The sequence below is a fragment of the Paenibacillus ihbetae genome (assembly GCF_002741055.1).
GTDB classification, from domain to species: domain Bacteria; phylum Bacillota; class Bacilli; order Paenibacillales; family Paenibacillaceae; genus Paenibacillus_AQ; species Paenibacillus_AQ ihbetae.
This window is the reverse complement of sequence record NZ_CP016809.1, coordinates 4245178-4258944: the sequence shown is the minus strand read 5'-3', so window position 1 is coordinate 4258944 and position 13767 is coordinate 4245178. Positions and strand designations below refer to the sequence as shown.

Annotated in this window: 13 protein-coding genes; 4 read left to right on the top strand and 9 right to left on the bottom strand. The window is 53.1% G+C overall.

The features are described 5' to 3' along the window. Window positions 1-38 precede the first annotated feature (38 nt). Window positions 39-1457, top strand: coding sequence for a DUF2515 family protein (locus tag BBD41_RS18980; protein WP_237086839.1), 1419 nt, complete (start codon window positions 39-41; stop codon window positions 1455-1457). Window positions 1458-1574: 117 nt separating this feature from the next. Here BBD41_RS18980 and BBD41_RS18975 read toward each other — a convergent pair whose 3' ends face one another. From BBD41_RS18975 to BBD41_RS18965, 3 genes are read right to left on the bottom strand one after another with little or no spacing between them, the layout of a single operon-like run. Continuing rightward, window positions 1575-3200: a putative polysaccharide biosynthesis protein gene (locus BBD41_RS18975; RefSeq protein ID WP_099478450.1), complete on the bottom strand. Its 1626-nt coding sequence runs from the start codon at window positions 3198-3200 to the stop codon at window positions 1575-1577. 53 nt (window positions 3201-3253) lie between these two features. Next, complete coding sequence (locus BBD41_RS18970; protein ID WP_007131975.1) at window positions 3254-3733, bottom strand: DUF456 domain-containing protein; 480 nt, start codon at window positions 3731-3733, stop codon at window positions 3254-3256. A 7-nt stretch (window positions 3734-3740) separates the two neighbouring features. Beyond that, a complete protein-coding gene (locus BBD41_RS18965; RefSeq protein ID WP_077568094.1) occupies window positions 3741-4487 on the bottom strand; it encodes a Cof-type HAD-IIB family hydrolase in 747 nt (248 codons plus the stop codon). A 167-nt stretch (window positions 4488-4654) separates the two neighbouring features. Here BBD41_RS18965 and BBD41_RS18960 point away from each other — a divergent pair, with 167 nt between their 5' ends. After that, window positions 4655-5119, top strand: coding sequence for an SRPBCC family protein (locus BBD41_RS18960; protein ID WP_099478449.1), 465 nt, complete (start codon window positions 4655-4657; stop codon window positions 5117-5119). A 149-nt stretch (window positions 5120-5268) separates the two neighbouring features. Here BBD41_RS18960 and BBD41_RS18955 read toward each other — a convergent pair whose 3' ends face one another. The 3 genes from BBD41_RS18955 to BBD41_RS18945 all read right to left on the bottom strand — a co-directional run bounded on the left by BBD41_RS18955 (window position 5269) and on the right by BBD41_RS18945 (window position 9172). Further along, window positions 5269-7314 (bottom strand): peptidoglycan D,D-transpeptidase FtsI family protein, encoded by a 2046-nt coding sequence (locus BBD41_RS18955; RefSeq protein ID WP_099478448.1) that lies wholly within the window; start codon window positions 7312-7314, stop codon window positions 5269-5271. A 140-nt stretch (window positions 7315-7454) separates the two neighbouring features. Further along, a complete protein-coding gene (locus tag BBD41_RS18950) occupies window positions 7455-8600 on the bottom strand; it encodes a transglutaminase domain-containing protein (RefSeq protein ID WP_099478447.1) in 1146 nt (381 codons plus the stop codon). A 125-nt stretch (window positions 8601-8725) separates the two neighbouring features. Next, a complete protein-coding gene (locus tag BBD41_RS18945) occupies window positions 8726-9172 on the bottom strand; it encodes a hypothetical protein (protein ID WP_099478446.1) in 447 nt (148 codons plus the stop codon). Window positions 9173-9346: 174 nt separating this feature from the next. Between BBD41_RS18945 and BBD41_RS18940 the strand changes: the two genes are divergently transcribed. Both BBD41_RS18940 and BBD41_RS18935 read left to right on the top strand, forming a co-directional pair. Then, entirely contained in the window at window positions 9347-10516 is a 1170-nt protein-coding gene (locus BBD41_RS18940) for an MFS transporter (RefSeq protein WP_099478445.1), read from the top strand. A gap of 408 nt (window positions 10517-10924) precedes the next feature. Then, a complete protein-coding gene (locus tag BBD41_RS18935) occupies window positions 10925-11272 on the top strand; it encodes a toprim domain-containing protein (RefSeq protein ID WP_099478444.1) in 348 nt (115 codons plus the stop codon). A gap of 220 nt (window positions 11273-11492) precedes the next feature. Here the strand turns inward: BBD41_RS18935 and BBD41_RS18930 are convergent, their stop codons facing one another. The 3 genes from BBD41_RS18930 to BBD41_RS18920 form a co-directional block, all read right to left on the bottom strand. Next, window positions 11493-12110, bottom strand: coding sequence for an SCO family protein (locus BBD41_RS18930; protein WP_077568101.1), 618 nt, complete (start codon window positions 12108-12110; stop codon window positions 11493-11495). A 138-nt stretch (window positions 12111-12248) separates the two neighbouring features. Next, entirely contained in the window at window positions 12249-13187 is a 939-nt protein-coding gene (gene cyoE / locus BBD41_RS18925) for a heme o synthase (protein ID WP_099478443.1), read from the bottom strand. A gap of 282 nt (window positions 13188-13469) precedes the next feature. Then, a complete protein-coding gene (locus BBD41_RS18920; protein WP_077568103.1) occupies window positions 13470-13697 on the bottom strand; it encodes an alpha/beta-type small acid-soluble spore protein in 228 nt (75 codons plus the stop codon). Between the last annotated feature and the right edge of the window lie 70 nt (window positions 13698-13767).

Below are 13767 nucleotides of genomic sequence, written 5' to 3'. Positions count from 1 at the left end.
ATTCGTGACATACTGACAATACCAAGATAGCAATCGCCATGATGACCAATCGACTAACGGCAGGTGAGAACGGGATGCAGCAAGGCGGCAAAGATAAACAGGCGTGGGCCGGATCTCTTCGCAGATGGGTGTCCACATTGGCGGAAGCCGCAGCGGAAGCCTTGAGCGGAAGGGTGACCTCCTGGGAAATATCCTCGAATCTAAGGGAAAGCCGAAAGCAATGGAGCTGGGACCCGATCGCAGCGCGAGGCCTCCGTTCCGAGCTAAAGCGTATTGTCCGCAGGCAGCAAAAGGAATTAAAAATGAGCGTGAGCCCACCCGCCATGAGCTTACCCTTTATTCGATCCGTGAATACCGCTGAAGGACTTCATGCCAGGGAACAGGAAGTCGTGGAATCCATTCAGAGCACCGTCGAGGATGCCAATCGGAGCAACATCACGCGCACCGAGGCCTACCTTAGCTGCTACGAAGCCTTTCCCGAGCTGCATTGGGCATTTCTTGCCCATATGGTCTCCCGTAATGCCGGCTGGAATATGACTGACCTGCAAGGAGGTCTGCTGTCAGATCTGACGGATTCCGAATTTCAAGTGAATCTGTTCCGTTTTTTAGAGCGATGCAACGCCCTGATCTTTCAGGACGCCTACCCCCAGCTGCTGCTGTACATGCATAGCCGGAAGCTGGGCGAGCCGCTGTTTCATCTCCTGCCATGCTTTCATGTCTCGGCCTTCATGCTCCCCTTCTGGCAGCATTTCTGGCAGGAACCCGATCACGGCGCTATGCTCGCCGTTGCCCTCATCCTAAATGAACAGAATTACATTGAAGGCCGGGTTGCCCAGGATCCGTATTTTCGCTCCCGGGTTCTGAAGCATCCGTATTTTCGTTTGCACGAACTTGCGAGATTCAACCAAATTTTATTCCCGCTTGGGCAGACAGAAGCCGTTACCCGGGGCGTGGATCCATTTGGTACAAGCCATAAGCTCCCGCTGCGGCCGCTAGCGGGGCTCACCATTCCCAGATTCGACAGCTTGACGGCTCGGATCAAAGCCGGTAAATCACTCTACGGTCTGCTTTTCGGTTACGAGGAGGTGCACCGGCGCGCACTCGCTTTTGCCAGATCAACCCCCCACCGGGGATCGCGTTCCGAATATTGGCCGGCGCTGTTCACCGCGGACAAACAGGAGGCCATCAACAGCGGGAAGGAGAGCAGCGTACTGATGGAATCCGAGTGGCTCCCTTCAGGCAATCGCCTGTACAGCCCTGCACTGGAATCCGTCTGGCAGGATACGCCCGCCGGCCCGATTCCGCGGTATGATTGGTATCGCAGCTCGGCCAAGCTTCGGCATTTTCGTGAACCGGACCGGCCGCTGCTGTTGGATATGACCCACGCGCACCGGGCCCAGCTGGAGAAGACGGCCATGGCCCACGATGTCTCTCATATGAAGCAAGCAAGGCCTTGATCACCAAAAAAAGGACTGCTCCGATCCTTGGATCCGAACAGTCCTTTTGCTTAAAACATTTTCTCTATCGATCGTATAGCCGCAATGCGTATAACCGCAAAGCGCAAAACCGCAAAGTTATCCCCGTTCCCGCATCCGTGAAGGCGCCAGTCTCATCAGAGGACGGAATACCTTCTGCAGCGGACGCGGATAATTACCTAGCTCGGACTGGCGAATGACGCCGAACACGACGAGCAGCACGAGATAAATCACGACGACGGCAATGCCAACAATAATGCATGTTAACAGGAATGCCAATCGTGCCGGAATGACCTCAACCAATTGGATGCCCGCTTGGTTCAATCCGTAGCCGATTCCCGCTGCAGCCACGACGGTACATAGGAATCCCAGCCAGCGGCTTCCCAATATCGAGAACGAAACGATCGTTTTAATCGACCGGATGTTAAGCAGCGTGATGACCAGGAAGCAAAGCGCCGTACTTCCAATGATGCCGTAGATGCCGAACAGGGGAGCCAGAAGGAAGCTGGAGGCCAGCTTGACGGCAACGCCGATTATCACGTGAACCATGGACAGCTTGGCCTTTCCAATCCCGAGCAAAATCGAGTTCGTTGTCATCATCGTAATCTGGAAAATGGTGCCGAACGTCAAAAATGCGATGATTCCGCTCCCGCCCAGCGAGCTGAACAAAAGACCGTTCACCGAATAGGCCGCTACACCCAGCGCGATAACCACCGGCATGCCGGTCAAAATCCCGATCCGCATGGCAAGCGTTACTTGGCGCTCCAAATGCTCTTGGTCACGTCTGGCGAACGCTGCCGATATGATCGGAATCAGCGATGTGCTGAGGGCAATGGCCAGAATCGGCGGGATGCCCGCCACGCTCTGCGCCCGTGTCCCCAGAACGGCGAGCGCCTCGGTCGCCTGCGCCGCGCCAATCTCGCCCGTCAGGAGCGGCTTGACGATGGAGCCGTCAATGAAGTTGACCGCCGGGACCGCCAGAGAGGACAGCACGATCGGTATCGATAATGTAAAAATAGCCTTGTAGATGCCGCCGAGCGGAATCGAACGGTCTGCCGAAGGCAGCTTCTGCTCCCGGTCGCTCCGGCGGAGCTTCGCGGCGAAATACAGCATGACCGCGAAGGCGCCGATGCTCCCGAGCACGCCGCCGAAGGAGGCTCCGGCTGCTACCCAGGTATCGTCATACCCCAACCGCAGCAGCACATAAGCTAGGCCGATGGCCGTCAGCACTCTTGCAATCTGCTCCACGATTTGGGAAATCCCGCCGGCCGACATATTGTTCCGGCCCTGGAAATACCCCCGCATCATGGCGATGGCGGGGAACAGCAGCAGCGCCGGGGCCAGCGCCTGGATGGCTGCGGCTGATTCAGGCACCTCCGCAACATGGGTCGCGTAATACGGCGCTCCGAAATACAGCAGCAGCGTCATGACAACGCCTGCCGCTCCGGCGAAGATCAGCGCCGCTTGATAGACGCGCTGAGCCTCCGCCGGCTTATTCAGCGCATATCGCTCGGAAACCATTTTGCTGAGCGTGCTCGGAATACCGGCCGTAGCGACGGTCAGCAGCATCAAATACACATTGTTGGCAATCGTGAAGGATGCATCCCCCACATCGTTCAGCATGTGCTCCAGCGGCACCCGCTGTGCAAGTCCCAGCACGCGGGCGACCAGCGCCGCCACGGCCAGGATGATCGTGCCTTTTATGAATGATTCCTTCTTAGACAATTCCTTACCTTCTTTCTCCTCCAATAGCGCCTGTTAAGCGCCCTAGCCCCTGCTTAAAACACCCAAACGATAAACACGATGATCATCGCAAGCTGCAATACGACCTTCACCACGATGCTGCTGAACAAGCCGAGCACCGAACCAAGTCCGACCTTCATCGACTTGCCCGCTCCCGATCCCGCCAGCAGCTCCCCGATAAAGGCGCCGATAAACGGGCCGATGATCAGACCGAATGCCGGAATGACGAACGGTCCGATGATCAGGCCGATCGTGCTCCCCCATATCGAAGCCTTCGAGCCGCCAAGCTTCTTCACGCCCCATGCGTTGACTGCATAGTCGGCGATGAACAGCACAACCAGAATGATCGTCTGTATGGTCCAAAACCATGCGTCGTAATGGGCAAACGTGAAGAACCAGCCGTATACGAACAATGCCAAATAAATGGCGATAACCCCCGGTAATATCGGGTAGATCGCACCGGCCATCCCGATGATGAACAGTGCGATCACAATAATCCAGCCTAATACGTCCATCCGCTAATCACCCTTCGATCAAAATATGATCCCTGATCACTTCCACAATTCCGTTCTCATTGTTGCTGGCCACGACAAGGTCCGCCTCATCCTTGACCGTCTGCTGGGCATTGCCCATGGCGACGCCAAGACCCGCTTGCTGGATGACGGCCAGGTCGTTCAGGCTGTCGCCAACGGCCACGACCTGGGACATGTCAAGGCCAAGCAGTTCGCATACCTGCTTAATCCCTGTCGCCTTGTTCACGCCTTGCGGATTGATCTCCAGATTCACCGGCGAGGAGTTGGTAATTTCCAGCCCCCCCATATCCTGAAGGCGCATCAGGATGCGATGACGAACCTCATCGTCTTCCGACGTATAGCCGAATTTCAGCCACTCCTGATTCTCAACATCCTCGCACCAGTTCTCCTGGTTATACAATCTCTCTACAGAATACGCCCAGAACCAGGCTCCGGTTTCAACGGCAAGCTCATGCATCTCGGCAACAAGCTTGCTGTCGAGCAGAGAACGCCGGTACAGCTCATACGGGGCACGCCATACTTCGCTGCCATTGACCGTTACCATCGGGGTGGTCAGCTCGAGCTGCTTCGCATACGGATATGCATCTTGAAACGGCCGTCCGGTGGACAGGCAGACGTGGATGCCTTGCCGAACCGCTTCCTTGATCCAACGGACGGTCTCCGGCGACACTTCATGATCGTCCTGAAGCAGCGTGCCATCCATATCTAAAGCCAGCAATCGGTACTTACGATTCATTGTTTAAGCCTCCTAATCTAGTCAGACAATAAGCATAACGACATTTTACCACAAAAGGTACGGGCTCAAAACCGAACGCGCGGACAAATAAGCAAGGGATAAGAAGTCAGGTCCGCTATAATGTGCTAACCTATTGGAAACTCTACACGATATAAGGAGTGTGTCCCATGAAATCACCGCTGAGTTCTTCTGTTACCGTTCAAGCCGAAATGCTGATCCGCAGGCCGGATTCCGAAGTTTTTGAAGCTTTTGTCGATCCGGATGTCACGACCAAGTTTTGGTTCACCCGATCCACCGGCAAACTGGAAGCCGGTAAAGAAATTCGTTGGGACTGGGAAATGTACGGCGTATCGGATACCATCCTCGTCAAGGACCTGGAGGCCAACCGCCGAATTGTTATCCAATCGTCGGACGGCACGACGACGGAATGGCAGTTCTTGCCTCGGAGCGAGGACGGCACCTTCGTGACGATTATCCATTCCGGATTCGAAGGGACGGATGCGGACGTTACCCGCCAGGCCATCGATTCGATGGGAGGATATACGATGGTGCTCTGCGGGTTGAAGGCGCTGCTTGAATTCGGCATTGTCTTGAATCTCGTTGCGGACAAGGCCCCTGACGCCCACGTATAGCTGTTCTAAAAGCTCAGTACATATCCGGATATTGGGCAATTACGTAAAAAATGTACCTACCAATCGTTGTTGGTTCCGGATTTCTTGACCAACAGAAAGAAGGCAGCCAAGCCCTTATCGCTTGATCGCTGCCTTCTGTTTCGTTATGCCTATTCTCCGTTGCCTTCCTGCTCATCCTTGTTCTTCGGATGCGGCGTTCCGTCGAGACCGTAGATTTCGTCGTACGCGTCGAAAATCTTGCGTGCCACCGGCGCCGCACTTTGGGAACCGAAGCCGCCTTCCGGAATGACGACGGCAACCGCCAGCTTCGGATTTTGCCGAGGAGCGAAGGCGATAAACACGCCGTTGTCTACGATGTCACGACGTCCGTTCTTATAAATCTCCTGCTCGGACGTACCGGTTTTACGGGCAAAATCATACGGAAAATCTTCAAACGCCCGAAGATTCTGGGTATTCATCCCTTGAATCACTTCATTCCAGTACTGCTGCGGAAATTCGACGTGATTCAGCTCTTCACGTCCGTACTTCTTGACTACCTTGCCGTTCTGGTCCACGATTTTGCTCGCAAGCTGAGGTTTAATTCTTGTGCCTTGATTTGCAAGCATGGTGGCATATTGCGCTAATTGAAGCGTCGTATACTTCCCGGACTGGCCGAAGGAAGCGTAAGCCATCGCTGCCAGATAACTGCCCGCCTGCTCGATGTTCATATACTCGATAATGCCTTTATGCTCATTCGGCAGCCCGGATTCGGTGGATACGCCCAGCCCGAATTTCTTCATGTATTCGTCCCACACTTCGACGGATTTTGAGCCGTACTTGTTGAACAGCTTCTCCCCGACCCAATCGACCATGAAGGCGTTCGAGGATTTTTCAAGAGCTTTTCGCGCGTTGATCGATCCATTCGCCTTTCGGCCGGAGTTGAAGACCCTCGAGTTATCCTTACCGAAGTATGCGGCACCTTGGTCCGGATAATAGTCGTTCGGGCCGAATAAATGCTCATTCAGTCCGATCAATACGCTCAGCGGCTTGATCGTGGAGCCGAGCAGGACGGTTGACTCCAGATTGTTGCCGGAGCGTCCCGAGCTGTATGGCCATATGGTTCCGTTACGGTAATGACTCATGACCGAATCCCAGTCATCCGTTCCGGTCTCCCATACATTCGGATCGTAATCCGGAATGCTGGCCATGGCTACAACATTCCCTGTGTCCACTTCCATGGCTACCGCATACCCCGTCTTGGCATTCGTATGCAGCTTACCCGATACGGGATTAGTATGCAGCCATTTCAGCTGGTCAATAATCGCCTGCTGCGCGGCGAGCTGAATGTCCTTATGGATGGTCGAGTGGATATTATAGCCTTTTTGCGGCGGGACCATCGTCGGTACGCCGTTGGCCATGTTTTGCGGGCTGATCGGAATATTGATATAACCGTTCTTCCCGCGGAGCTCATCTTGGAACATCATTTCAAGCCCGTCGACACCGACCTTCTCCTGCTCCGAATAGATCAGACCCGGATCCTTCTGGGTTTTGTTCTGCTGATCAATGGCTTTGTACTTGTCCAAATCCTTCTGGCCTTTAAACTCCCTTAAATACCCGATCGTCTGTACCGCAATTCGGTCCTCGCTGTACTTTCGCTCGCTTTCCTCCACGATCTCGACGCCGGGATACTGGGATTTATGCTCCATGAAATAGGCGACTTCCTTCGAGGACAGGTTGGCTTTAATTCGTCGCGGTTCATATCCCGGCTGCTTGTTAAAATTCAGGTCCATTGCTTTGATGACATCTTCCACGGTCATCTTCTCGGCTTTGGGATCGCCGTAGCGGTTGAAGACATCCACCATCTCTTGCGCCAGCTTCTCGATCTCCGGCCGATTCTCCTTGCCGCGGTCGGAGTTGCTGTAATCTTTCATCAGCGTAAGATACAGCGCCTGGGAAGGCGTTGAGTAAGCTATCGGCGTGCCCGATGCATCAAGGATGCTTCCGCGGATCGGCTGGAGCGGGAAGTCTTTAATTTGACCCCCGGTCTCCATTTCCTTAAGCTCAGGCCCTTCCACGAATTGAAGAATCGCCAAACGTATAATGATGACACAGAAAATAATAAACGTGCTAAAAAAGAACAGGTTGACTCGCAGATTAAACTGACTGCCGGCATCTCCCTCATCCTGTTTGCGTTTATCCGGCCTAAACCCTCTCACGTATGCTTCTCCCCTTTTATGCACATTACCTAACCCTATATTATCACAAAAAGCCTCCCCACTTCATCCGGGTGACATTTAGCGGATTCGCAAGGGGCGGACCCCCTTTGCCTTGGGTCCGCCCCTGATTCGATTTGCTATTAAAATACGCTCTCCTTAATATGCGTTTCATTGAACCGCGGAGGGTTAAACCAGTCCCCGCTCTGGGCCCATGTCGGATCCAGCGGAACCCACTTTTTCTCCTCGCTCAAATACACTTCGTTCCAGGCATGCGGCCCATAGCCGCCCTGGCCATTATAGCCGCGTCCGGTTACGACGCGGACGTCCAAATCCTGGGAACGGGCCATCATCGCATAGAGCCGGGCGTAGTCGATACAGACGCCAAGCCGGGTATCATACGTATCCTGCGGGGTCTGCTCTTTCCAAATCCTTTGCTCTTCATAGAGGCGAACCTTCTCATGATCATAGGATATCCGGCTGCCGACCCAATCATAAAGCTTGCGGGCCTTCTCTTTATCCGTCGCTGCCCCCTTGACCACATGCGCCGCGGTCTGCTCGATCCCCTCCGGTATCCGGTGGTCGATCACCTCGTATTTCCGCTCCATGATGCCGCTTAGTTCATCTTGAACCGACTGGGCAAATACCGGCAGCTGTTCACGTACCAGCGATCCCGACAATGGCTCGAGTACTGCCCTTGCTCCCTGCGAATAGATTGGGGAAGCCTCGACATAACGGCTGAATCCATGATCCGGATTCAGGCTGACCCACACGAACAGCACAGCGATGACAAGCATGCTTCGTGCAGCACCAATGAGCACGCCGATGCCGGTGCCGGCCAGCCGGCTTGGAAGCGATGCGGATGTTTCCCTCCCGGATCGGAACAAGCTTCCCCCTCCGAAAATCAGGGAGATCAGCAGACGCAGCAAGAATACGATCAATCCGTAGCTCAGCATAAACAGAACCGCAAATCTCAGCAGCGGAAAATCAGCCAGCGATCTCACCGCCGTATAATACACCTGCTCCCAGAACCGCAGCTCCCGGTCCGGCAAAGCGGAGATCGTGCCTAACCAATCTCCGGCCTTTGGCGACAGCCACAACGTAAACGGGATGGATATCACCAGACCTCCGATCCGGAGCAGGGCATCCCCGAGAAAAGAAACCAGCTTTCCGGCGGAGCGGGAAGCTCCCCGTCTCCACCCCTGTATCATGGAGAAGGCCACAATCAGCAGCAGCAAAACGGTAATTCCGTTTCCGTCTCGCACACTATCGATCCATGCGGACATCACACGGCATTCCCCCTCTCCCAATGATGTTGGTGCAACCCGGCTGCAGATGAGCGGGCAAAATACTTTAGCATCCCACATCGGCTTCCGGGTCTGATTGCACCTTTATCTAAGTGAATTGGTTTTCGTTATTTGGAATCCGTATTGTTCTTGGCATCGTTGATAAAGGTGCGTATCGTGTCGTTAATGTCCCACTTTCCTACCGCTACCCCGCGAAAGGTTACCTCAACTTCGCTGGAGCCGGAACTGCCCTTCAACTCCAGGTTCGGGGCCGTAATGGAATAGGTTCCGTCTCCATTCGACGTATATTTTGCTTCCTTCGCTTCCTTGATCATCAAATTCAGCGCTTCGGTCTTCACGGTATCGATGGTTTCATCCTTTACCGTCGTGACAACCTCCCCGATCTTGTCCAGCGATATTCCGCTATAGACCAATAGGCCTACAATGATCAGCACGGCGATCGCCCATTTGATGACCGTTCTCACCACATTCAGCACGACAAACAGAATAATTAACGCGATTGCGATAACGAGCCAGTTTTGCTTCAGAAACTCCATCCATACTTGCGTATCCATATCCTTCACTCCTGTCGCTAATAAACGGCGGTTTGACGGCCGTCTTTTTAATTATACATGATTCCCAAGGATGCTGTCAGCCAACCGGGTCTTTTTACAAAGAGGTATAAGCTTGCCCCTTGGCGCGTACAAGTAGTATCATAACGATCTTTTGCCGGATAGGAGGGTGCCATATTGAAAACCGCTCTATGGCTCTACATGTTTTTATTTCTGGCGTTTTTTGATTTGCACGCCCAATATCCCGTGCTCACGCCGTTCGCCATCTCTCTGGGGGCTGCTCCGGCCTTTATCGGCTGGATGATGGGCATCTATGCCCTGACCCATCTGCCGGGCAATCTGATTGCCGGCGGCCTGATCGACCGGCACGGCAGCCGGCGCTACATTATTTTCAGCCTGACTGCGGCAGGCATCATTCTGCTGCTGCAGGCCCATGTCCAGCTTCCCTGGCAGCTGCTTGTGCTCCGCTCCATCAGCGGCTTTGTGCTGGCTTTCCTTTCACCTGCATGTCTTGCCCTGCTGGCATCCTTATCCAAAGATCCTGTTACGCAAGGCAAATACATGTCCGGGCACGGCCTTGTACACACCCTTGCTTCCGTTCTTTCGCCAGCTGCCGGAGCTTTTATCGTCGCCAACACCGGATTTTCGGGCACCTTTCAGAGCCTCGGCTGGCTTCTCATCTTTACGGGAATTATGGCTTTCCTAAGCCTCCCCAAGCAGGCGGCAGAGGCGGTCGGCAAGAAGGAAGCCAAGGTTCCTTCCAACCAGGGAACGACCCGATTGCCCTTTAGTCTCCGGCTTTATCTGTTCCCGTTTGTCATCGCGTGCTCCCAAGGCATATTGTTTTTTGAAATTCCGCTCCGCGACAGCGGGCAGGCAAGCATCATGTCCACCGGACTTCTCTTCTCCGTGATCAGCCTGGGGGCGCTTGTTACCCTGAGCATGCTTTTCCTGAACCGGTATCCCCCTCGGGCCAGGGTAGCAGCGGGCGTGCTTGGCCTGGCCATCAGCTTTTATTTGCTGGCCGCAGCTGATCAATTGCCGTTGACGGTTACTTTATTTTTATTGGGATTGTCTAAAGGTCTGCTGTTCCCTGCCTTATCATCGCTATTTATTGAGCTGAGCGGGGGCACCCGGCTCGGGAGGGTATTCTCGCTGCAGTCCATCGCCATGTCGCTCGGTTCCTTTGTCGGCCCGATTGCAGCCGGGCAGCTGCGGACGATCGTATCCCCTTATTTTATTGCGTTTCTTATGCTGATGACCGTTCTCCTTCTGCTTCCGCATCAGAAACGTGTCGAGCCTTCGGCCTCCTTGGCACCGGAGACGACACCGGTATCACCGCTCTGACAAATATCACGGATATGGGCTCCATAAACGGGATCAAGTGGGCCAATACACAATCCTATTGGGTAAATGGACATAGAATACAGTGTGGCAACTGACCACGGACATTTAACCAAGGGGTGAAAACAAATGAGTCATGTCCATCATAAACATTGTCATGCACCGGCATATGGAAACTCGGTAGGAATGATTCTGGTTCTGTATATTCTTCTCGTGATTATCCTGAGCAGCTGTTTCTTCTAGAATACATGAGTCTTACTGAAGCGGTCTTCCTGCTGGAAGGCCGCATTTTTCTGTTTTGCATGAACGGCGGTAAACAAGTTACACTATATATACATCTTTCGACCAGGACGTCAACATTTCCCGGGGAATGCTGCCAAGCTACGCCGTATCATGACAGAGGTGAACAGCATGTCAATATTTATCATCGTGGAGGGGAAGAACGACCGCAGCCGTCTCCGCCGGCTGCTAACTTCCGATATTACGATATTATGCACATTCGGTACGTTGAACAGCGCCAAGCTTGACGCCTTGCAAAAGCAGGTACGCGATCAGGAGGTGTATCTGTTTATGGATAACGACAGCTCCGGCAAAAAGATTCGCGGGATATTGCGCGATGCATTCCCGGACGCCGAGCAGATTTACACCCGCCGCGGGTACGCAGGCGTAGAGGGCACGCCTGATGAATATTTAATTGCCCAGCTAGAAAAAGCAGGACTGGAGGAATTCATCATCTACCCTCCCCCTGAAGCTTACTAGCCCTTGTTACCTGTTATAAGGTATCCAAACACTTGCCGCCCAGCTGCAGCGATTTTTGTATCGCGCTTCTCGTTTTGCATCGCGTTTCTCGTCTTGTGACCTTTCTCGCTTTCCGCTCTCTTCAATCAGGTCAAACAACCTGATTAAGAAAAAACGGCAGTGCAGGATGATTCCCTGCACTGCCGTTATCACTACATCTATTCAATGGGTCGGATAAGTACTATTCCTTGATCAAGGTCTTGATGTCTTGAATGATATCTTCTGTTTTTACATCCGACGGAATGCCGGCATTATACATTTTGCGAATGTTGTTATCCCGGTCCACCAAAGCGATGGAGTTGCCATGGGTGAAGTTCGTCGAATCGTTGCCGAGAAGCGGGATCTTAAAGGACTCTTGCATCAGCTTCCGGGTTTCTTCCTGGTCTCCTCTCAGAAAGTACCACCCGCTGTAGTCTGCATTGAAGCGGTCGCCGAACTCTTTGATTTTCTCTTTCGTGTCAGTCTTCGGGTCAAAGGAAATGGACACGAAATTCACTTCGCCCCCAAACAGCCCTTCCTTCTTCAGTTGTTCTTGAATTTGAGAGAGGATTAGCGTCGTTACCGGACAAACGTCCGGACAGCTGGTGAAATAAAAATACATCAGCTTGACCTTTCCCTTCGTATCCTCCGACGCGATGGTCTTGCCGTCGACATTCTCCATGGAGTAGCTGCCGACTTCACGAATGACGGGGAGCTTATCCTTCCCGAATCCCAGTGCGTTGTATACGAGGTATACGGCTGCGACTACGCAGACGGCCAGCAAAATCCAAGTCCATTTATAGCGCTTGAATGCGTTCATTCCCCTTGCTCTTCTCCCTTCTTCCCGGCCTGGCTCTTATGGAACCATATGCCTGTCCCGCATATTGAACGTAATGATCGCTAAGCAATCCAATGTCTACCGACCTTCCGAGGTTGACCGACCAGATTTATTCGAGTGTTAGAAGGTCGTGTTCAGAATCAGAACAATGAGGCTGAGGGTTAAATAATTGATCGAGAAGATGAATACCTTCTTTGACCAAGCCTCGTCATCCTTCGCCTTGAATCCCTTCAAAGCCGTATAGAGCCAGCCGATCGCAAGGAGCAGGCCGATGACCAGGAAGAAGATGCCTGCGTATCCGTACACATACATGAGGATCGGAATCGGCAGCAAGAGCACAAGATAAGGGATCATCTGAATTTTCGTACGCTTGATGCCCTTGACGACCGGAAGCAGCGGAAATCCTGCTGCACGATACTCTTCCACCCGCCGAATGCCAAGCGCCCAGAAATGCGGCGGCTGCCATAAGAAGAGCAGCGCAAAGATCAGAATTGCCCCCATATCTACCTGCCCCGATACCGCCACATAGCCGATAGCCGGCGGCATCGCCCCGGAGATTGCGCCGACGGATGTGCTCCATGTCGAGGTGCGCTTCAGCCATAGCGTGTAAACGACGACATAAACGAACATGCCTACCGCGCCGAAGATCCCCGCCAGGACGCCGGAGAACAGGAACAGGACCGCTAGTCCCAATGCCCCCAGTATAATGGCATACCAAAGAACAACCTTCGGCGTCAGCCGTCCGGTTGGAAGAGAACGATCCCGCGTCCGTTCCATCTTCATATCGAGTTCTCGGTCGAAATAGTTATTAAACACGCACGAGGATGCCATGACGAGCAAAGTTCCAAGCAATGTCATCGCAAGCAGTCCGAACTGGATGTCCCAGCGCGACGCCAGCCAAAATCCGGCAAATGCTGCTATCAAATTAGACCGGAGTATTCCGGGTTTGGTCACGGTTATAAAATCTTTCCAAGTCCCCGCTTTTTCGGGAGGTGCAGGCGCTGCGGAAGCCAGTGCTGCGGATTCTGAAGGAGCCTGATATCTCAAGTGATTACCCACGTGTAAACGTTCCTCCTTGTATCTGTCGTTATGGAGGAAGTACTGCCTCCGCTATAAAGTTTATCATATCATTAGTAAAAAGTGTTTAGCAATCCTTCGGAATTCTGTCGATCTATATGACAATTCAGTGACATTTGCCAAGGATATTTCCTTGACGTTATGGCGTTGTTTGAGGCACAATTTGTCTATGTATAGCGCCGGGTGAGGGACGTTCGACAAGAAGCAAATGAAAACCCGGAGCGCATCGAGCGCCCCGGGCGGTAAGTCCCTTATGAGAAGAAATTACAGTGTGCGTCCAGAACCCGAAAGTTGCTGTTCAGCTTGCTGTACCAGACGCTTCGTGATGTAACCTCCCAAAGAACCGGTTTCACGGGATGTATAGTTACCCATGTAGCCGTCTTGAGGAAGAGTCACGCCCAGCTCGCGAGCAGCTTCCGTTTTCAGCTGCTCCAGTGCTTGTCTTGCTTGAGGTACAACCAGATTGTTGCTGCGGGAACGACCTTGTGCCATATTAAATATCTCCCTTCACTGAATGTCTGTTATTCCAGTGCAAGCTTGCAAACTTATTATGGCTTCATCT

Coding starts and splice junctions, on each gene's coding strand:
- BBD41_RS18980 (WP_237086839.1), top strand. CDS start 39: ATGATGACCAATCGACTAACGGCAGGTGAGAACGGGATGCAGCAAGGC.
- BBD41_RS18970 (WP_007131975.1), bottom strand. CDS start 3,733: ATGGACGTATTAGGCTGGATTATTGTGATCGCACTGTTCATCATCGGG.
- BBD41_RS18965 (WP_077568094.1), bottom strand. CDS start 4,487: ATGAATCGTAAGTACCGATTGCTGGCTTTAGATATGGATGGCACGCTG.
- BBD41_RS18960 (WP_099478449.1), top strand. CDS start 4,655: ATGAAATCACCGCTGAGTTCTTCTGTTACCGTTCAAGCCGAAATGCTG.
- BBD41_RS18945 (WP_099478446.1), bottom strand. CDS start 9,172: ATGGATACGCAAGTATGGATGGAGTTTCTGAAGCAAAACTGGCTCGTT.
- BBD41_RS18935 (WP_099478444.1), top strand. CDS start 10,925: ATGTCAATATTTATCATCGTGGAGGGGAAGAACGACCGCAGCCGTCTC.
- BBD41_RS18930 (WP_077568101.1), bottom strand. CDS start 12,110: ATGAACGCATTCAAGCGCTATAAATGGACTTGGATTTTGCTGGCCGTC.
- BBD41_RS18920 (WP_077568103.1), bottom strand. CDS start 13,697: ATGGCACAAGGTCGTTCCCGCAGCAACAATCTGGTTGTACCTCAAGCA.